We start from the raw sequence: 20,618 nt of genomic DNA, 5'->3' as shown, positions 1-20,618 counted from the left end.
GGTAGCGGGCTGAGACTCGATCCGGCTTGTTTCCTTCGGACCGGGTCCAGGGGAAACAAGCCGACCGCTCGCCCGGCGTCGTCCGCCGACTCGATCGCTGATCTCAGCTGACGCGGAGGCGACGACTGCGGGAGGCGACGAACAGGCCGAGTCCGATGAGCAGGACGCCCAGCGCCGGACGGGTGAGACCCAGGCCTCCGCCGGTTGCGGGGAGTTCGACCGACACGACCGACACCACGAAGGTGGTGGTGGAGGTGTTGCCGGCGTCGTCGGTTGCCGTGCACGTGACCGTGGTGTCACCGATCGGGAACGCCGAACCGGAGGGCGGCACACACTCGACCGATGCCGCACCCGCCACATCGCTGCCGGCCGGCAGGTCGTACGTGACGACCACCGTGCCACCGGCACCAGCGGCTGTGGCCTGCACGTCGGGCACTTCGGCGATCGTCGGGGCCTCTTCGTCGGTGACCGTCACGTCGAAGCTCGCGACCGAGTCGTTGCCGAGCTCGTCGGACGCCGTGCACGTGACCGTGGTGGTGCCGACCGAGAAGAACGATCCCGACACCGGATCACACGTCACCGCAACGTCCAGAGCAGCGACACTCAGAGCAGCAACATCGAGAGCGGTGACATCCAGATCAGCAACATCCAGCGATGCGTCGAGCGTCGAGCCCGACGGTCCGTCGGTGGCGGTGACCACGAACGTGACGTCGGCACCGGCCTTGCCGGGATCGTTGGCGACGACGAGTGGGGAATCGGGCGTGACGATCGTCGGGCCGACGAAGTCGTAGCTCACCGACGAGTCGACCGAGACGGAGTCGACGTTCGTGCCCCCGGCCGCAGTGGCGGCCGCCCCGGCCGGGACCGATGCCGACACCGTTCCTTCTCCGGCGAGCCCCGTGACGGTGGCGACGTACGCCGCACCCGACCCGGAGACGGCGACCGAGGCCCCGCCCGCTCCGCTCACGACCACGTCGGACGCATCGAATCCGGTCACCGGTTCGGAGAACACGACGTCGAACGCCACACCGTCGGTCGCGGTCGGATCGCTCTGGCCAGCGGCCTGCTCGACGGTCACCGACGCCAACGAGGTGTCGTAGGTGATCTGGTTGTCGGTCGAGGTCGAGGCCGCCGACGGGTTACCGGTCGGGTCGGTCACGGCGGCCGAGACGATCGATGCCGTGACCGTGCCGTCGTTGGCAGTGCCCGACACCGAGACCGTGTAGGCCGAACCCGAACCGCTGACCACCGCGGTGGTGGCACCGGCGGTTCCGCCGATCACCACGTCGGTTCCCGTGAAGCCGGTGACCGGCTCGGAGAACACGACGTCGAACACGAACGGCTCGACGTTGACCGGGTCACGCTGCGACGCCGCCTGGTCGATGGTGACCGTCGGGCTGGTCGCGTCGTACGTGACGGTGTTGTCGCCCGAGGTGGATGCTGTGGACGGGTTGCCGAGCGAGTCGGCGACCGCTCCGGCTCGCACGGTGGGGATGATCGTTCCGTCACCGGTGGCGCCGCTCACCGTGACGGTGAAGTCGGTTCCCGGGCTCGTGCCGGCCACCGCAACGGTTGCCGCGCCCGCGGTGCCGCCGACCGTGACATCGGCATCGGTGAAGCCACTCACGGGTTCGGAGAACTCGACGTCGAAGACGAAACCGTCGACGTTCGTCGGATCGGCTTGCGCGGTGGCCTGCTCGATCGTGACCGTCGGGCCGGTCGCGTCGTACGTGACGCTGTTGTCGGTCGACGTCGAGGCGTCCGACGTGTTGCCGGCGTCGTCGGCGACGGCTCCAGCGCCGATCGACGCCACCACGGTGCCGTCGGACGTGGCGCCGCTCACCGTGACGGTGAAGTCGGTTCCGGGGCTCGTGCCGGCCACCGCAACGGTTGCCGCGCCGGCGGTGCCGCCAACCGTGACGTCGGTGCCGGTGAATCCACTCACGGGTTCGGAGAACTCGACGTCGAAGACGAAACTGTCGATGTTCGTCGGATCGGCTTGTGCGGTGGCCTGTTCGATCGTGACGGTGGGCGCGTCGCCGTCGAAATCGATGACGTTGTCGGTGGACGTCGACGGGCTGTTCGTCGCGTTGACCGGCGAGTCGGCCCGAACGCGTCCGCCGTCGATGTCGGCGATCACGGTTCCGGCGGTCGACATGCCACTCACCGCCACCGAGTACGTCGTTCCACTGCCGGAGACGACCGCCGTCGTCGGCAGGGCGGTGCCCGACAACTCGACGTCATCACCGCTGAAATCCGTGACCGAACCGGAGAACACGACGTCGAAGAAGACGGGCTCGACGTTGCTGAGGTCGGCCTGGCCCGACGCCTGGTCGATCGTGACGGTCACGTCGCCGGGGTCGGCGACCACGAAGTCGGCGGTCGCCACGTTGCCGGTCGTCGGGAAGCCACCGACCGAGGCATCGGGAGCCGACGTGACGATGGACGAACGGCCCGATGCCACCGCCGGCGGGATCTGCAGGGTGACCGAGAAGCTGCACGAAGCGCCACCGGCCAGGCTCGCTCCGCTGACCACGATCTCCGACGAGCCGCTGACGTTCGAACCGGCGCCACAGGGATTGACGAGCGGCAGCCCGCTGGCCACCATGCCGGCGAGTGCCTCATCGAGATCTGCGGTGAACTCGATCGACGACATCACGTCGCTCGCGTTCGGGTTCTCGATGGTGAACTCGAGCGTGGCGGTGTCCCCGGCGAGCACCGGATCGTCGGTCACCTCGGCGGAGAGCAGCACGGGAAGCGGCCGCTCGACGACCAGGACGTCGGACATCGGAGCGAGCGTGGCGGTCGTTCCGTCAACGGTCGCCGTCACCGAACTCGTCGTGTTGGTGTACGAGCCGGAGGCGACGGAAGCGGGAATGGCGACGTCGACGTCGAACGTGCACGACTCGCCGGCGAGGAGGTTGCCGCCGACGAAGATGAGGAAGTTGGTTCCGGTGATCTGGGAGCCGGCGCCGCACACATCGGGTTGAGGGGCCGTCGTCGCGGCGATCCCCGGAGCCATCAACCCGAGGTTGTCGGTGAAGAAGATGTCGGTCGCATCCGAGGATCCGAGGTTCTCGATGGTGAACCGCAGCGTGGCGGAACCGCCGGTGGTGACCGGGTCGTCGATGAAGGACTTGGTCGCGACGAGTTCGTACACCTCGAGCTCGTCGGTCGCCGGTGCGCCGGTGGTGATGACGCCGCCGACGTCGGCCATGACCGCGCTCGTCGTGCTGACGAACGCGCCACTCGATGCTCCGGCCGGAACCTGCGCGTCGACCGTGAACGTGCACGCCGTGCCTGGCGCCAGATTCGCGCCGGTCACCGTGAGCACCGACGTGCCGGTCACCTGCGAGCCGGTGCCGCAGACGTCGTTCAGTGGGAGTCCGGTGGCAGCGAGTCCGGCGAGCGCTGCATCGAGGTCGTCGGTGAACGAGATGGCGGTCACCGCGCCTTCCGCCGAGAGGTCTTCGTCGGGTGCCGCTCCGGTGCTGGCCAACGAGTACTCGATGGTGACGGAGTCGCCGGGCAGATGCGGGCCGGTGGAGAACGATTTGCGAAGGCTGGGTGCCGCGATCGTGTGCAGGTCGTCGGACGCTTCACGTGACGAGAGGACCGAGCCGGCGACGGTGGCCGTGAGCCGGGACGTCGAGCTCGGCCAGATGCCGCTCGGGGCGTCGTCGGACACGTCGATCAGCACGTCGAACGTGCACGATGCACCGGCGGCGAGGACACCGTTCAGGAGTTGGACGTGAGGAGTACCAGCGTTGACCGTCGAGTACATCAACGAGCCGCTGCCACACGGATCGCTCGGGATCAGCGGGGACATCGTGTCGGCGAACATGTCGAACGGATGGATGAACGCGATGTCGGTGGCCGCAGCGTCGGTGCGGTCGTTGGCGATCGTGTAGCGGAGCGTGACCTGGCTTCCGGCACCCACGGGTTCTTCGACGAAGTCGAACGTCAGACTCGGCGCCCGACCCACCGACAAGAGATCGCTGGCCGCCGAGAACGAACCGGCGTCGGAGGTGATGGCGCTCGTCGCGATGACGTGATCGCCGACAGCTCCGGCGGGGACCGCTACCTCGATGTCGAACTCGCAGCGCTCACCAGCGGCAACCGCCGCTCCCGACACGGTGACGACCGACGTGCCGCTCACCTGAGAACCAGGACCACACGGGTCGCTGATCGGCAGCCCGGTGGCGACGAGCCCCGAGAGTGCGGCGTCGAGATCGACGGTGAAGCCGACTGCACCGACGTCGGTCGAGCGTGACCGGTTCAGCACGCTGTATCGAACGGTCGCGGTCCCGCTCTCCTCGGCCGGATCGTCGAGGACGTCTTGGACGACGATCAGGTCGTCGCCCACCACCGTGAGCGGCGCCACCGCGAAACCCGACGATCCACCCGACGCCGAGTACTCCGACCCGATCACGTCGTGAACCCCGACGGCGTTCGCGACGACGTCGACCGACACCGAGCACGAACTGCCCGCAGTCACCAACGACGTGCCGGTCTCCACCGTCGACGTACCCGGTGCGGTGGTGACCACGCCGCAACTGGTCACCACCCGCTCCGGATCAGCGACGACGATGCCAGGCGGCAGGCGATCGAGAAACGGGAAGGCTGACGAGAAGGACGACGAGGCGCTGTTGTCGACCGTGAACGTCATCGTCGAGCGTTCACCGAACGCGACGGTGGACGGAGAGAAGCTGCGCCCCACGCCCGGTCGGTTCGTGGCGACGGTGAGGGTGCTCGTGGTGGGCCCGGCGTTGCCTTCGGTCGACGTCAGATCGCTGGTGGTGTTGGTGGCGGCTCCCGGCGTCGACGACGTGACGAAGACGCTGATGGTGCACCGCTGACCGCCACCGATGACGCCGTCGGTCAGCGAGATGGCGGCACCGCCGGCGGGAGCATCGACGATTCCGCCGCAGGTGTTCTCCACATCGGGGGACGAGGCGACCGTGACACCGGCGGGCAGGTTGTCGACGAAGCTCAGCGACCCGACCGGCGTCGATTGGAAGGAGTTGTCGATCGTGAACACCAGGCGGGTGGCCGAACCCACTCCGATGGTCGACGGGGAGTGATACTGCGCGAACGTCGGCGGCGCGGCGATCGACACCGACGGCGTGTCGGTCACGACGACGAGCAGCATCAGGCACAGGGCCGCGCCCAAGCGTTTCACACGTTCACCGATACCCACCACTGCCATGTCTTTCCCTCCACGCCGACTCGCCCCGGTCTACGGAGCGCACGTCACCGTACACAAAGGAGGTGCTCGCGGCGTGGAACCCCTCGCAGATCGGAAGTCACTTTCACGGAAGGGGCTCTACGAACCATTCGTGCTGGTCAGCCGCCCGATCCCGACGTCCCGAGCGGCCTTCATCGAGCTCGATGATCACCGCGTTCGGCAGCACTCCGCCTACTCGACTCCGAGCTCCGATTTGCCGATCCAATCGCGGCAGAGTTCGACCGAGTACGCCATGAGCCCGCCGGCCTGCGCGTCGCGGAAGTGGCGTTGGATCGACGAGGTGCGCAGGTAGCCGGAGGCGCCACCGATGCGCACGCCGAGCTCGGCGACCGACTTGGCGACCTGGTTGGCGAGCAGCTTCGCGTCGATCGCGGCGCTCATCGCCTCGGGTGAGCGCTGATCGGCGAGCCACATGGTGCGCGCTGCCAGTCCCTCCGCCGAGCGAATCGAGACTGCGGCTTCGGCCACGTCGAACTGCACCCACTGCATGTGCGAGAGCGGGGCATCGATCGACGGGATCACGCGTTGCTGCGCATGCGAGACCAGCGCGTCGTACGCCGCTCGCGCGATGCCGAGCGACAGCCACGGCAGGCCGAGACCGATCAGGTTCTGATCACCCGGCTCGGGGGCGCGGCAGCGGCGCTCGGTGCGCAGCAGCGACCCTTCGAACGAGAGCAGCTGCGAGCGCGTCGCCCGCATGCCCATCGTGTCCCAGATCGGAATCGGGGTGACGGTCTCGTCGGCTTCGGTTCCGAAGAACGACGGCGCCCCGTCGACCAAGGCGTTGACGAGCAGGTGGTCGGCGATCTCACAACCCGACACGAAGCGCTTGGCGCCGTCGAGCACCCAGCCGCCGTCGGTCGGTTCGGCGCTCTGCAACGGAACGAGGAACAGGTTGCCCGACGTCGGTTCCGACAGTGCGTTGGCGAAGCGCTTGCCGCCGAGCCACTCGTTCGCGTAGAACTCGGCCACGGGTTGGGGGCTGAGGCTCGTGAGCGTGGTGGCGGCGCCGGCGTGCATCAACCAGATGCATCCCGTCGCCGGGCACGCCTTCGTGATCTCGGCGAGTACCGGGCCGAACGTTCGATACGACATGCCGCCTCCCCCGAACTCCTTGCCGAGTGGTGCGGTGTCGAGCCCCGACTCCTGGATGGCGCGCAGGTTGTCGAGCGGGAGTTCGGCTCGTTCGTCGAGCTCGGCAGCGGTGGCTGCGAACGACGGCGCGAGCTCGCGGGCGATGTCGAGCCACTTCATCTCGTCGGCCGGCGGCCCGTAGGGGTCGACTGCGGTCGCTGTCGTTGCGCCGGTGTCGGTCTCGATGGCGGTCATGAGGTTGCTCCTTCGATGTGTTCGGTGGTGAACGCTGCAAGGCGCGTTCGGAGGTCGGCTTTGGTCGCGTGGTCACAGAACGCCGCGTCGATGGCGGTCGCGGTCGCCGCGGCGGTGTCGGTGAGGTCCCATCCCGCGGCATCGGCGACCAGTGCGAACTCGCCGTTGAGATCGCATTGCATCGGCGCCGGGTCGTCGGTGTTGATCGTGCAGTTCACCCCGGCGGCCAGGAGTTCGAGGATCGGGTGGTGGTGGACGTCGGGGTACATCCGCCGACAGTTGGACGTGACACACACGTTGAGCGGCTGCCCCTCGTCGACGAGCCGAGCGACGAGTTCGGGGTCTTCGACGGCGCGAATGCCGTGGTCGAGTCGGTCGACACCGAGCAGGTCGAGCGCGTCGCGAACCCCATCGGCGCCCGACGACTCACCGGCGTGCGCGGTGAGTCCGAGGCCGGCGTCCTTGGCGATCCGGTAGGCCGCCGCGAATCGTGGCGCCGTTCGCCCGGCGACGGCTTCGTCGCCGTCGATGGAGAGTCCGACGACGCGATGCGGCTGATGTTCGGCGAGGTGGTTGGCGAGATCGACCGCCTCGGCCTCGCTCTGTTGACGGAGGATGGAGGGCAGGATGCGGCAGTCGGCGAGTCCGTCGGCTTGTGCTCGGTCGAATCCGGCGGCAACGCCTGCGAGCAGATCGTCGAGCGACAGGGCGCCCCAGTGCGTGGGGTTGATGATCACCTCGGCGTACATGGTGTTGTCGCGGGCCGCCCGCGCGGCGAAGTCGTAGGCCAACTCGCCCGCCAGATCGGGGGAGGTGACGAGACGTCCGGTCCAGTCGAGGAACGCGAGGAAGTCCGACAGGTCGGTGGTCTCGAAGATTCGGTCGAGGGGGCGCGGCAACTCCTTGCCGGCCAGGTCGGCGAGCTGCGCGATGCGTGTGGGCTCGAGCGTGCCTTCGAGGTGAACGTGGAGTTCGACCTTCGGCAGGAGCGCGATCATCTCGTCGGAGACGGCGGAGTCGTTGGTGGTCGAGGTCATTGCGGTGTGTCCGTTTCGTGGGCGTGTTCGTGGGCGTGTCCGTGGGCGTGATGGAGTCCGGTCTGTACGCAGCGGCAGTCGGGCGGGCCGTCGAAGTCTTCGAGGACGAGGCCGACCGCCTCCTGGCGAGTCACGTCGATGAGCCCGAGTTCGGTGAGGCCGTAGTCGGGCACACCGGGCAGTCCGACGAACGCGAGGATCATGAACGGTGCGTGGATCGGGCAGCCGATCGCCCGCGCCGCAGCGTTGACCTCCCGGCTCTGCTCCAGCACGATCTCCCACGGCTGGTCGGAGATGATTCCCGCGTAGGGCAGCGGGAGCTGAGCTGCGACCTCGCCGTTCTCGATGACGACGTAGCCGCCACCGAGACGGTCGAGCGCTTTCACCGCCGCTTCGAGTTGGGCGTCGTCGGTGCCGATGGCGACGACGTTCTGGTTGTCGCAGTTCGTCGTCGCTGCGAGCGCGCCGTTGCGCAGACCGAAGCCGCGCACGAAGCCGATCCCAGCGGCACCGGATGCCTGGTGGCGGTCGACGACGACGATCTTGGCGAGATCGTGCTCCTGGCAGGTCATGACCTTGCCGTCGACCACGTCGGCCTCGGCGACGAGCGCTCGCTTGTAGTAGCCGTCGTACATCTCCATCGCCCGCACGAGCGCTGTTGGCTCGTCGGTGTCGGCGGGGACCTCGAACGCGGTGGCGTCGATGGGGCCGAGGTTGACCGTGCCTCGCGCTGCGTCGGGCACCGGGTCGGCGTCGGTGAACAGGGCCTCGCCGTCGCGGGCGACGACCTCACCGTCGACCCACACTTCGCTCGGCACGAACTCGGTGAGGTCGCCGAGGATCTGGAGGTCGGCCAGTCGAGTGGGAGCGATCGACCCGATGAGGTGGTCGACGCGGAAGTGCATGGCCGCGTTGAGCGACGCCATTCGGATGGCGAGAGCAGGGTCGACGCCCAACTCGACCGCGCTGCGGACGTGGTGATCGATGTGGCCCTGGTCGTAGAGGTCTTCGATGTGTTTGTCGTCGGCACAGAAGCAGAGGTGCTGCGCGACCATGCCGAGTCGGGCGGGGTCGCCGAGGATCTCCTCGCAGTAGTCCGACATCGAGCCGGCCTGGATCGTGACCGCCATGCCCCGGCGGACGCGCTCGAGCACCTCGGGCCAGGTCGCCGCGTTGTGATCGTCGCCGACGCCGCCCGCGAGGTAGGCCCACAGCGGTTCCTGATCGAGACGGGCGGTGTGGCCGGTTGCTCGTCGACCGTGCGTGAGTGCGACCGACATCAGCTCGCACATCTCGGCATCGTCGAGGAACGGGCTCGACTCGCCCACGCTCGTCGAGTTGGGCCACGTGATGCGATCGAGGATGTGCTCGTGCGGAACCGAGGCGCCGCCGAGTTGGTAGCGACCGCGTCGTGGGACGTCGGGGGTGACCTGCTGGAAGATGCGCATCGGCGCCGCGGTGACGGCGGCGAGGTCCATGCCGAGCACGCCGAGGACGTTCGCGAGGCACACCGGGTCGGCGAACATGTGCGTCGTGCCGCGGGGGACGACGACTCGCGCCAACTCGCTCGGGGTGAGCAGCGTGTAGTCCATGTGGATGTGGGCGTCGGCGAACGTGGGCGCCACGAAGCGGTCGGTGGCGTCGACGGTCTCGCGAGCGTCGAGGCGGCCGTGCGGAACGACCGCGGCGATATGGCGGCCCGACAGGACCACGTCGGCGGGAATGATCTCGCAGGTGTGGACGGTGACGACGCGGCCACCGCGGATCGCCACGTCGCCCGGAATGTCGCCGCGGGCGACGGCCTTCATCCGTGAGATCTCGTCCGGGGTGGGCGCAGACGGTGCGCCGTAGAAGCCGGACGCCGTGTCGATCGGGTCGGGTGCGATGGTGGTCATGGTCGAGGCTTTCGGATTCGTCGAGGTGTGGAGTCGGGTGAGGTCGTCGGTCGGTCGGTGGATCGTGAGGGGGTTCGAGCGATTCGGTGTGGGTGGCGTGAGACGGTCACGCTCGGGTGAGTCGACCCAAGGCTCGGGGAGCGCGTGCGGCCCCGACGCCGAAGGCGAGCACGATCAAGGTCACGACGAACGGGAGGGCCTGGAAGAGCTCGACCGGCACGCCGATGTCGAGCGATTGGGCCCGGAGTTGGAAGCCTTGGAGCGAGCCGACGGCGAGGCACAACACGACGAGCAGCCACGGCCGCCAGCTGGCCGCGATGACGAGGGCGAGTGCCACGAATCCGCGGCCGCCGATGATCTCGTCGGAGTACTCGCCGACGAGTCCGACCGACAGCACCGCGCCGCCGAGACCGGCGAGCGATCCGGCAGCCGACAGCGCCAGCGTGCGGGTCCGATCAACCGGGATGCCCTTGGCGCGGGCCGCTTCCGGGCCGTCGCCGACGGCGCGCACGGCGAGGCCGGCGCTCGTGCGTGTCATCACGAACGCGATCGCACCGGCGACGAGCGGCATCAGCCAGACGAGCAGCGGTTGCGTGAACAGGATCGGGCCGGCAACGGGAAGGTCGGAGAGCAGTGGGATGTCGACCGCTTGATGCGGGGTGATCGACGGGCGGGTGTCGTAGACGCCTCGGTACAGGAAGCTCGGCAGCGCGAGCCCGCCCAGGGCGAAGCCGAAGCCGACGACGATCTCGTTCGCGCCACGCATCACCACCAGCAGCGCAAACAGCGCACCGAACAGCGCGCCGGCGACGGCGCCGACGAGCAGGCCGACGGTGACCCCGAAGGTGTCGGCACCGACCACGCCGGCAAATGCACCGACGGCCATCGTGCCGCCGACGCCGAGGTTGAGCACGCCGGCGCGCTCTCCGATCAACTCGCCCAGCGCGGCGAGCGCGAGCGGAACGGCGAGTCGGATTCCTGTCGAGAACACCGCTTCCCAGAAGTCGAGTGTCCAGATCGCCGAGCCGTTCATCGCGCTCTCCGGCGGGCCGCACCGAGCGCCACGACGATCACGGCGACCGCTTGGACCAGCACCACGATCGAGCGAGGTACGCCTTCGAACTCCAGCGACTCCCCGCCTCCGACCAACGCTGCGAAGGCGACGGCAGCAGCCACGGTGCCCACGGGCGTTCGCCCGCCGAGCACCGCGACCAGCACACCGGTGTAGCCGATCCCTCCCGTGAGACCGGTGGTGACGCGCAGGCTGACACCGAGCAGTTGCACCGCAGCAGCGACGCCGGCGAACGCTGCCGACACGAGCAACAGACGGGTGCGTGCTCGGCGCGGGCGCAGGCCGCTCTGCGCGGCGAGGTTCGGGTTGGCGCCGACGAGATCGACACGAACCGATCCTGGTGAGCGTTGCCACCACCAGCATCCCGCCATGGCGGCGATCGCCACGAGGACCCCGGCATGGAGCGCCGTGTCGGGCCAGATCGTGGGGAGCACGGCGGCGTCGGGGATCGGCTTGCCCTGGGGTGTGATGACGTTGGGGTTCGGGTCGGCGAAGAGCGGCAACTCCAACAGATAGAGGAGGAGGCTGACCGTGATGAGGTTCATCAACAGCGTGGAGAGGATCTCGGAGACGCCGCGGGTCGCCGCGAGCGCGGCGGGGACGATCGCCCAAGCGGCGCCGCCGAGCGCGCCGGCCACGATCGCGGCGATCCAGATCAGGAGGCCGGGCGCACCCGACCCGAGTGCCTGCACGGCGAGGACGGCACCGATGGCACCGATGGCCATCTGGCCCTCGCCGCCGACGTTGATGACCCCGCCGCGGATCGCAACCGTCGCCCCGAGCCCGACGAGCGCGAGCGGCGTCGCGCGGACGAGGGTGCGAGCGATGGCTCGGCTGTCGCCGACGGAGCCCTCGACGAACTGAGTGAGCGTCGTCGCCGGGTCGACACCGGTGACGAGCCAGACGAGAAGCAGAACCGCCGCGGTGATCCCCACGGCGACCGCGACCGCACGTGAGGCGCGCCAGGTCCACGACGAACCGCCGGCCGCGATCTCGACGGCGTCGGCCGACTCGGCCACCACCGCGGTCATGCCGCCGTCACCGCCACCATCGCTCGACCGATCTCCTGACGGGTCGGCGTCGCTGCGTCGGTGTCCATCGTGATGCGCCCCGCACAGACGACGATCAGGCGATCGGCGAGTTCGAGCAGTTCGTCGAGGTCGCTCGCGACCACGACGACCACTGCGCCGGCAGCGGCGGCCGAACGCAATCCGTCGATCACGGCGAGCGCGCTCGGTGGGTCGAGGCCGCGAGTCGGTTCGGATGCGACGACGAGCGACGGTTGGCGATCGAGTTCGCGCCCGATCACCAGGCGTTGCTGGTTGCCGCCCGACAGTCCTCCGGCGGCGATGTCGTGTCGGGCCGGCTTCACGCGCAACCGATCGATCACGCGGTCACAGATTTCGGACACCTTCGAGCGGTCGACGCGGTGCCACGGCCCGATGGCGCCGTGCTGCTTCGCGATCGAGTTGCACCACACCGGGAGCTCGAGGGCCAGCGCGTCTCGCTCGCGGTCTTCCGGAATGACGGCGACACCGTTGCTCCACGCCGCAACGGGGTCACCCGAGATCTGGGTGCCGTCGAGACGCACGGTGCCCGTGTCGGGAGCGCGCGCTCCGGCGAGCACGTCGGCCAAGTCGGCTTGACCCGATCCGACGACACCGGCGACTCCGACGACGATGCCGCCGAACAGGTCGAGGTCGACGTCGGCGAGGCGACCACTCGCAACGCCGCGGACCTCGACCCGGAGCGGACCGGGATCCCGCGGTGCAGGGGCCTCTGGTCGACGACCTTCGGCTCCCACCATCTCTTCGACGAGCGTGTCGCGATCGACCCGCCCGGAGTGTCGGCCGACGACACGACCACCGCGCAGGACCGTCACGCGGTCGGCGAACTCCTCGACCTCACGCAGTTTGTGGGTGATCAGCAGGAAGCCGTAGCCCTGTGCGCACAGGCGCTTGAGGTCGTCGAGCAGCGCATCCGCTTCGGTGGGCGACAGCACCGCCGACGGCTCGTCGAGGAGCACCATCCGAGCTCCCCAGCCGAGTGCGGTGAGGATCTCGAGGCGTTGTCGCTGACCGATCGAGAGGTCGGCCACGAGCGCGTCGGGGTCGACGTCGAGACCGACGCGTTCACCGAACTCCGCGATCTCTCGCCGGGCGGTCGACAGCGGCAGCACCTTCGGCGATCCGGGTCGACCGAGCAGGAAGTTCTCGGTGGCCGTCAGGCTCTCGATCAGACTGAAGTGCTGGTGCACGACGCCGATGCCGGCGGCGACCGACTCGGCCGTGCGACCCAGCGGCACGGCTCGCCCGTCGGCCGACACGGAGCCGGCCGTCGGGTCGAGCAGGCCGGCGACGACCTTGACCAGTGTCGATTTTCCCGCACCGTTCTCACCGACCAGTGCGTGCACCTCGCCGGGCGCCACGTCGAGCGACACGTCGTCGAGCGCTCGAAGCGTGCCGTAGTCATGGGTGACCCCGACGACGTCGAGCAGTGGTACCGGTGTGGTCGAGTGCGGTTCGTCGATCGACCCCGACACGCTGCTCAGCCCTCGGTGGGCATCGTCTCGACCACCAGGTCGGCGGCACCGGCGCGGTAGTCGTCGATCGCTGCTTGGAGGTCGGGGAGCGCTTCGAGGCCGGCGGCGGTGGCGTCGGTGACCGACGTTCCGTCGTTGGTCAGGTCGAGGATGTCGATCGCCGGCGACCATTCTCCGGCACGCAGCCGTTCGGTCCAGAGCGGTACCAACTTGCCGTAGTCGCTCGTGGTCGACGCCAGCACCACGTCGGGCGACACGGCTTCGGAGTAGATGCCGTTGCCGAAGCACACGACGCCCTCGGTCGCGGCGCACGCCTGGTAGACGCCCGACTGTCCGGCGGCCTGCTGGTTCCACAGCGACACGACGCCCTGCTGGAACATCTGCGTCGCGGTCTCCTGTGCGAGTTGCGGGTCCTCGAAGGTTCCGGTGAACACCGACACCACTTCGGTACCGGGCGCGTACTGCTCGACCGCTTGTTCGAAGCCGAACAGGGCCTGCTCTTCGAACGGCAGTCCGGGGCCACCGAGGAATCCGACCGCACCGTCGCTACCGCTGAGCAACTTGCCTTGGGCGGCGAGGAAACCGGCGTTGTACCCGGTCTCCTCGAAAGCGGTGAGGTAGACGGCGACGTTGTCGGCGCCTTCGACGGGCAACGACGTGACGAACGCCTGGTCGGGGTAGTCGGGCGCGTAGCGCGCGACGCCGGGTACGAGATCGAAGCCGTGGGCGACGATGAGGTCGTAGTCACCGGAGTCGGCGGCGTTCTGCACGGCGGCTTCGAGACCGGCGTCGCCACCCTCGGCGATGTTCTCGATGACCGTGACCTCCATGGCTCCGTCGGCGTCGGCGGCGTCTTCGAGGCCGTCGACCATCGCCTGGTAGAACCCACCGTCGTCGCGTGGACCGCCGACGAGGAGCGCGACGCTCAGGTCGTCGGTCGCAGCGTCGTCAGCGGGTTCGTCAGCCGGTTCGTCGGCGGCCACGGTTGCGGCGGTCTCGGCGACCTCGGCCGGCTCGGCAGCCTCATCGGAGCCACAGGCCGATACGGCGACGACGGCCGCGAGGGCCATGGGCAAGTACTTCATTCGGAACACGAGAACCCCGCTTGGATCGGCTGCGCCGAGCGGTTGCTCGACGGCCAACAGCGTGCCCAGCCGAAATGTCAGACAAGTTCGAGAAGTGTTACGGCTGCATCAACAGATCCGAGCGGGCCTCACCGCGGCTGCTGTCCGACCGCCGGAGACGGCGATCAAGCGCCGAACGTTCGCACGAATCCGAAATCGACCGCTCCCGGCACGTGGTACTCCCGTGCCCGGTAGAGGCGGTCTCCGTCGCGCGACACGCCCAGCAGGTCGAGCGTGAGCAGCGCTCCGTCGGTCTCGGCCCATCGAGCGATGTCACCCTGAGCGATCATCGCCGACGGTTGGGCGATCTCCCACTCGGCTTCATGACCCGAGACCGCCGCCACGTTGACGAACAACGACTGGTCGACGTCGATCGTCTCGGCAGCCGTGTCACCGAGTGCGAACTCGTCGATCGCCACCATCACCGGGCACCCGTCGGCGGTCCACCGCTTGACGGTTCGGAAGCAGCGATCTCCTTCGTCGGCGCCGAGCATCGTCGCCGTGTCGGCCGCCATCGACGTTGCGGATGCTTCGAGCAACTCGACCGCCGGGGTTCGGCCGGACGCAGCGATCACGTCGGCGAACTCGACCTGTTGATCGAAGCGGGCGGCGAGCCGATGCGCGTCTCGGTTCACCGTGGTGCCCTGGCCGCGCCGACGACTGACCAGACCCTCGGCTTCGAGGCGCGTCATCGCCTCGCGCACCGAGGGGCGGCTGGCGCCCAATGCCGCTGCGAGAGACGGCTCTCCCGGCAAGGTCCTGTCGCCGCTCACCGTCTCGCTGAGCAAACGGCGGAGGCGGTCGACCAGGTCGCCGTCATCGGAGATCACCCCGACATTGTGCACCACCAGGATGTTTCGCGACTGTGAACAGCTCCAACACGGACTCCGATGCGGAGAGGTGTGGGTGCCACTGGCGCGTCGCGTTGCGCCGCACGGGGCCGTGATCAGCGGACGACGATCACCGGGCAGGGTGCGTTGTCGACCAAGTAACGGCCGATCGACGGGTGCAGCAGCCGTTCCCACGCGTTCTTGTCGTGGGAGCCGATGACGACGGCGGCGGCCTCGAGCTCGGCGGCGGCCTCGCACAACTCCACGCCGGGATGGCCGACGTGCGCGTTGACCTCGGCGTCGACCGGCAACGACGCTGCGGCGTCGCGAGCCAGTTCGAGTGCGGCCTGGTGTGCTGCGTCGAAGCTCTCGGTCAGGTCGACCGCCGACGCGAACGTGCCGCCGGCGAATCCCGTGCTGAACACGGGACGTGTCTCACCGATGCTCATCACGGTGTAGTCGGCGTCGGTGCCGAAGAACTCGAACGCGACGTCGATCGCATGCCGTGACTCCTGGGAATCGTCCACTCCGATGAGCAGTTTCATGACGTCATCCTCCGATGATCTCGATCTACGTGGCCAGTCACCAGCGCGCTCACCAGCGCAGCAGCGCGCCGAGGGAGTCGTCGAGCGAGGCCAGGTGCGGCACGACGACCACGGCGCCGCCGCTGTCGAGCGTGGCGACGATCGCGGCGTCGAGCGCTCGTGGCGATTCGGGGAGTCCGTCGATCTCGTGTCGCAGGGTCGAGTCGTCGGACCAGTCGTCGGTGACGAGGAGTGTCTCGACTCGGCCGGCGGCGAGGGCTTCCATGACGTTGTGGGTGCCGGTCGTCGCGGCGTCACGTGCCGATCGCTCGCGGAACTCGCCGCTGATCTGAGTGATCGATCGGGCGTGGACGTCGTCGGTGAGCGTGACGACTTCGTCGGCGATGCCGTCGGTGTTGCCTGCTTCGAGGCCGACGGTGATGTCACCGCGCGATCGCTTGCCGAGTTCGGTCACGAGCATCGACTGCGCGCGGGTCGGTCCAGCGACGGCGATGAGCTTCGCATCGATCTGTTCGGCGACCCGTTCGGTCGCGTCGGCCACGTCGCTGATGTTCGACTCCCACGTGTTCTCTGCTCGCTGCTGGAATCGGCGTTGCGACCAACCGCCCGGGTGACCGCGGTGGATGTGTTCCTCGTCGCCGTCGACGCTTTCGGTCGCGATCGTTGCGCCACCGTCGAACCCGGTGATGTCGGCGCCCGCCTTGTCGCACTCCACGACGATGTGAGCGATGGTGCGCTGGCGGTGCTCGATGATCGGGGCGAGAGCAGGGAGCGGACCTTCGAGCACGCGGGGCTCGTCGGGTCCGCCCGCCAGGTGCTCGACGTGGGGTTTGCCTTCGGTCGGCACGATGAGTGCGATCGACTCGCCGCCGGCGTGTCCTGCTTCGCCGAGCATGCGGTCGACCTGCTCCAAGGCGCTGGCCGGCCAACGATCAGCGTGGTCGCTGCGAACGCGTTCCCACGCGTCGGCGAGATCGCTGCTGGGATGGGTCACATCGCTTCGAGCGGGGAGAATGATCGACAGGTAGGGGCCGGTCGTACCGTCGACGAAGTCCTTCAGATCGAGCAATGTGGTCGAGTCGAAGTTGATGGTTTCCATACAGTGAGACTCCCCGAGACCGGCGTGGCTCAAACACCGCGGCGGCGAACGGCCTCGCTCGTGGCACCCTGATCTCATGGCCGCCAACGACCAACTTCGCCGCGAACTGTCGGGTTCGCTTCGCCTCGCCGATCGCTACGGATTCTCCGAGGGGATCTGCAACCACTTCTCTGCGGTTGCTGACCCCGACAGCGCCGACGGTGAGCGATTCCTCATCAATCCGCTCGGCATGCACTGGTCGGAGATCGGCCCCGACGACCTCCTGCTGATCGACGGCGAGGGGAACGTCGTCGAAGGAGATGGCGTCGTCGAAGACACCGCGCTGCACATCCACGTCGCCGGTCACCGCGCGAATCCGCGGCACCGGGTGATCATGCACGTGCACATGCCGTACGCCACGGCGTTGACAATGCTCGACGGTGGACGGCTCGAGATGGCCCACCAGACCGCCGTGCGGTTCCACCGTCGGATGACGCACGTCGCGTTCCGCGGGATCGCGCTCGACCGCACCGAAGGCGAACGCCTCGCCGTCGCGCAGCGCAACGACCCGTCGGTCGACGTGATGTTCCTCGACAATCACGGCGTCACCATCGGCGGCGAGTCGGTGGCGGTGGTCTTCGACGACCTCTACTACTTGGAGCGAGCGTGTCGACAGCAGGTGCTCGCGCAGTCGACCGGTCTGCCGTTGAAGATCATCCCCGAGCCGGTGCTCACCGACACCACGATGCAGCTTCAGGAGATCCGCGTCGAGTCGGCCGAACTCCACTTCGCCGCACAGTTGCGCGTCCTCGAACGCCCCGCCTGACCCCCGAGCGAGCCGGCCCGACCGCCCTCCGCCCGACAAGCCCCTCCCACAACGCCGAGTAGTTTCCGAGTGATGAGCGACGACTTCGACCTGCCGACGATTCCATCCGCCGACGCCTCGTTGCCGGGCGAACTCGAACTCGGGGCATTCTCGATGTCGTTGTCGGTTGCCGACCTCGACCGGTCACGCGCCTTCTACGAGCAACTCGGCTTCGTCGTCACCGGCGGCGATGCCGACCACGACTACCTGATCCTCAAGAACGGCGAAACGACGATCGGCCTGTTCCACGGCATGTTCGCCGGCAACATCCTCACGTTCAACCCGGGGCTCACCAATCGGATGGAACGCCTCGAATCGTTCACCGACGTTCGCGAGATCCAGCAGCAACTCGATGATTCGAACACGCCGATCGCCCAGCGCGTCGACGCCGACTCCACCGACGGGCCGGCGTCGATGACCCTCGTCGATCCCGACGGCAACTCGATCCTCATCGACCAGTTCTTCTGAGCTGACCACCCGGCCTGTTCGCAGGCACGGGCCGCAAGGTCAGGCCGGCCCGACCGACTTGGCGGCGTGAATCGTCGCGTGCTGGAGCGGTCGTTCGCCGTCTCGCGGGTCGCGGACGAGGACGTCGACGTCGATGAATCCCGCGTCTCCGAGTTGTCGTGCAACGGACGCCGGGCACAGTTCGTACGCGGTCACGACAGCGTGGTCGAACGGTGTGCCGTGCGCTTCGGGCGACGACGACGCGAAGAACGACACGAGCACCGGAGCGCCCGGTTCCAACGCCCGCATCCACTCGTCGAAGATCCCGCCGAGCATCGACGGCAACGTGTGGATGAGCGAGTACCGAGCGACGATGCCGCCCAGTGACGCGTCGGCGACGTCGAGCGCTCCGAGATCGCCGACGTGGAAGTCGGCGTCGGGAACGGCTCGGCGAGCCTCGGCAATAAGTGCGGCGGAAATGTCGTAGCCGACCGCCTGCACGCCGAGGCCGCGCAGGTGATCGACGACGTACCCAGGCCCGCATCCGAGATCGGCGACGACGCAACCGTCGCAGTCCACGCGCTCGGCGAACACGGCGAGCGACTCCTTGTCGCCCGGCACTCGATCGAGGGCGCCGACGACGAAGGCCGTGTAGTCGGCGGCTCTGGCGTCGTAGGCATCGCGAACCTCGTCCGTCACCCGACCACTCTCTCACCCGCCAGGCCCACGATGCGCGACGCCATGAGTTGGTCAACCCGGTCGAGGCAGTGCGACCGGCGCGTTGCCGCTACCCGCCCGCGACCATTTCTGCCCAGGCCAAAACCAGCCCCCACGCGACGATTTTCGCCCAGGCCAGAAATAGCCGTTTGGGGGTCAGTCGGTCGAGGCGGTGCGACCGGCGATGCGGCCCATGGTCCCCGTTGGCGACGGAGTTGCCGCTGCCGCCTCACACCCGGGGCGACGCGGGCGTCCGCTGCGAGCGGTCAGGGGTCAGGGGTCAGGGAGCAACGTTGTGATCGTCGACGTGATCGAGTTGGACGTAGTCCTGCACCCTCGACCAGAGGGACCGGAAGCGCCATCCGTCGTCAGTCCGTGTGAACTCGTCGCGGTAGAAGCCCAGGATTCGGAAGCGTCGACCGTCCGGGTCGGTGTACATCATCGCGAAACTCCACGAGCCGACCGCGCTGTCTCCCGACACCTCGACGACCGGGTTCGTGACCATGTGGGTCGAGTACTGCATCCGGCCACTGGCTCGAATCTGGCCGAAGTGGCGACGGATCTCGGCGGGCGATCGACAATCAGCGCCCAGCGTGGTCCCCCACGTGCCTTCGTCGACGAACAGCGCTGCCACGGCCTCGCCGTTGTGATCGTCGTCGCAAGCAGCGCAATACGCCGCCTTCAGGTCGCAGATGCTCTCCACATCCTCGAGACGCTGAACACGTCGTGCGAGGTCGTCTGCTCCTGTCATCGGGACGCTCCATCTTCGTGCGCGCTCCGCGCCGCGCTGGATCCGACGATGCCGGCACCCACGTCCACCATGTCCAAGTCACTCACGACCACACCTCCGTCTGCGTTGCCGTCCAACGTATGTGTGCGGCCGACCGCAGCTGCCACCGGGGCGATGAGCCCGCGCCGTGCCCCGACGAGAACGGCTCAGGGTGGAGATGTGTTGGTGTTCGCCTGGTCTCGTTCCTCGTAGTACTGCGCCAGCGCTCGGTCGAACTCGACCAACGACTGACCCTGAGCCTGACGGTCGACCATGCGTTCCAGCATCGCGACGCCGGACTCGTCACCGAGGATCTCGGCGACGCCGTCGACCATCGGGCTCGCGTACGAGCAGTTCCCGTGGATGACCGTCGACCGGCCGTTGTGGGTGATCGCTTGCGCGAGGCGCGGAATCAGCACACCGTCGAGAGTGAGGTCTGGGGAGGCGTAGGCGACGGCGAGCACATTGCTCTCGCCAGCATCGACGTCGGCGACGAACGAGATACCGACGTAGCGATAGCCGTCCTCGATCTGCTCTTCGGACGTCACCATCTGCAACCGGTCGACGCCCGAGAAGGACTCGGTTTCGTCGAACAGGATCTCGGTGACGTCGAACTCGACCACTCGACCCACGGTGCTGCCTCCGAAGCTGGGGTACTCACCCCGATCGCTCACGTCGACCACGTCACCCCGAAGGATGAGGTTTCCGCCGATCAGGTCGCGCGGTTCGACGAACGTGCAGGCTCCGTCTTCGAACTGGCCGAGGGGAAGGTCGTCGAAGTCCGGCCGAAGCGGTTCGAGAACGAATTGGTCGACGTTCGCGGTCGCCAGGCTCACCGACGTAGAGGTGGGTTCCGAATCCGAGACCTCCGCCTGTCCTTCGGTTGCGGTCTCGCTGCATGCCGAGAGCACCAACGCTCCGACCGCAAGCAACCGACGCCAACTCACATCACGACCCTAGAACGAAATCCGAGCGCGCTGTCGCATGAGCCCGCGAGACGCAGGCGCCGGGCGGCACGACGTCGGACTGCCCGCGCCGACACGCTTCGGGCGGCGGGCGGTACTGTTGGCGACGCGGGCCGAAGTCGATGAGCACCCAGGTGCTCGGAGGAGCGTGGATC

General features: G+C 68.2%; 16 protein-coding genes. 2 read left to right on the top strand and 14 right to left on the bottom strand.

Annotated elements, in window-relative coordinates; genetic code table 11:
• Positions 1-103: 103 nt before the first annotated feature.
• From YM304_RS00260 to YM304_RS21575, 11 genes are all read right to left on the bottom strand, one after another.
• A complete protein-coding gene (locus YM304_RS00260) occupies positions 104-5,209 on the bottom strand; it encodes a beta strand repeat-containing protein (protein WP_015439615.1) in 5,106 nt (1,701 codons plus the stop codon).
• Between the two features lie 210 nt (positions 5,210-5,419).
• The gene (locus YM304_RS00255) at positions 5,420-6,577 is read right to left on the bottom strand and encodes an acyl-CoA dehydrogenase family protein (RefSeq protein WP_015439614.1); all 1,158 of its coding nucleotides are present in this window, start codon (positions 6,575-6,577) and stop codon (positions 5,420-5,422) included.
• On the bottom strand, positions 6,574-7,614 hold the full coding sequence (add, locus tag YM304_RS00250; RefSeq protein ID WP_015439613.1) for an adenosine deaminase: 1,041 nt from the start codon (positions 7,612-7,614) through the stop codon (positions 6,574-6,576). Before add ends, YM304_RS00255 begins: the two co-directional genes overlap by 4 nt.
• Complete coding sequence (locus tag YM304_RS00245) at positions 7,611-9,509, bottom strand: adenine deaminase (RefSeq protein WP_015439612.1); 1,899 nt, start codon at positions 9,507-9,509, stop codon at positions 7,611-7,613. Before YM304_RS00245 ends, add begins: the two co-directional genes overlap by 4 nt.
• Positions 9,510-9,615: 106 nt before the next feature.
• Positions 9,616-10,542, bottom strand: coding sequence for an ABC transporter permease (locus YM304_RS00240; RefSeq protein WP_015439611.1), 927 nt, complete (start codon positions 10,540-10,542; stop codon positions 9,616-9,618).
• Positions 10,539-11,612: an ABC transporter permease gene (locus YM304_RS00235; protein ID WP_015439610.1), complete on the bottom strand. Its 1,074-nt coding sequence runs from the start codon at positions 11,610-11,612 to the stop codon at positions 10,539-10,541. The genes YM304_RS00240 and YM304_RS00235 overlap by 4 nt, the downstream gene beginning before the upstream one ends.
• Positions 11,609-13,123, bottom strand: coding sequence for an ABC transporter ATP-binding protein (locus tag YM304_RS24450; protein WP_015439609.1), 1,515 nt, complete (start codon positions 13,121-13,123; stop codon positions 11,609-11,611). The genes YM304_RS00235 and YM304_RS24450 overlap by 4 nt, the downstream gene beginning before the upstream one ends.
• Positions 13,124-13,128: 5 nt before the next feature.
• Entirely contained in the window at positions 13,129-14,208 is a 1,080-nt protein-coding gene (locus tag YM304_RS00225; RefSeq protein ID WP_154723236.1) for a BMP family lipoprotein, read from the bottom strand.
• 164 nt (positions 14,209-14,372) lie between these two features.
• The gene (locus YM304_RS25635; RefSeq protein ID WP_051071238.1) at positions 14,373-15,077 is read right to left on the bottom strand and encodes a GntR family transcriptional regulator; all 705 of its coding nucleotides are present in this window, start codon (positions 15,075-15,077) and stop codon (positions 14,373-14,375) included.
• A 116-nt stretch (positions 15,078-15,193) separates the two neighbouring features.
• Entirely contained in the window at positions 15,194-15,622 is a 429-nt protein-coding gene (locus tag YM304_RS00215) for a universal stress protein (RefSeq protein ID WP_015439606.1), read from the bottom strand.
• Between the two features lie 49 nt (positions 15,623-15,671).
• The gene (locus YM304_RS21575) at positions 15,672-16,721 is read right to left on the bottom strand and encodes a baeRF2 domain-containing protein (RefSeq protein WP_015439605.1); all 1,050 of its coding nucleotides are present in this window, start codon (positions 16,719-16,721) and stop codon (positions 15,672-15,674) included.
• Positions 16,722-16,797: 76 nt separating this feature from the next.
• Here YM304_RS21575 and YM304_RS00205 point away from each other — a divergent pair, with 76 nt between their 5' ends.
• The gene (locus YM304_RS00205) at positions 16,798-17,526 is read left to right on the top strand and encodes a class II aldolase/adducin family protein (protein WP_015439604.1); all 729 of its coding nucleotides are present in this window, start codon (positions 16,798-16,800) and stop codon (positions 17,524-17,526) included.
• 72 nt (positions 17,527-17,598) lie between these two features.
• A complete protein-coding gene (locus YM304_RS00200) occupies positions 17,599-18,033 on the top strand; it encodes a VOC family protein (RefSeq protein ID WP_051071541.1) in 435 nt (144 codons plus the stop codon).
• A 39-nt stretch (positions 18,034-18,072) separates the two neighbouring features.
• Here YM304_RS00200 and YM304_RS00195 read toward each other — a convergent pair whose 3' ends face one another.
• From YM304_RS00195 to YM304_RS00185, 3 genes are all read right to left on the bottom strand, one after another.
• Positions 18,073-18,711 carry a class I SAM-dependent methyltransferase gene (locus YM304_RS00195; protein WP_015439602.1) on the bottom strand — a complete coding sequence of 213 codons (639 nt, stop codon included), beginning with the start codon at positions 18,709-18,711 and terminating at the stop codon, positions 18,073-18,075.
• 298 nt (positions 18,712-19,009) lie between these two features.
• On the bottom strand, positions 19,010-19,480 hold the full coding sequence (locus YM304_RS00190; RefSeq protein WP_015439601.1) for a nuclear transport factor 2 family protein: 471 nt from the start codon (positions 19,478-19,480) through the stop codon (positions 19,010-19,012).
• Positions 19,481-19,665: 185 nt separating this feature from the next.
• The gene (locus YM304_RS00185; protein WP_015439600.1) at positions 19,666-20,445 is read right to left on the bottom strand and encodes a hypothetical protein; all 780 of its coding nucleotides are present in this window, start codon (positions 20,443-20,445) and stop codon (positions 19,666-19,668) included.
• Positions 20,446-20,618 lie beyond the last annotated feature (173 nt).

This window comes from Ilumatobacter coccineus YM16-304, assembly GCF_000348785.1.
In the GTDB taxonomy this organism is placed as follows: domain Bacteria; phylum Actinomycetota; class Acidimicrobiia; order Acidimicrobiales; family Ilumatobacteraceae; genus Ilumatobacter_A; species Ilumatobacter_A coccineus.
Note: the sequence above shows the minus strand (reverse complement) of the source record. Positions and strands in the feature narration are given on the sequence as shown.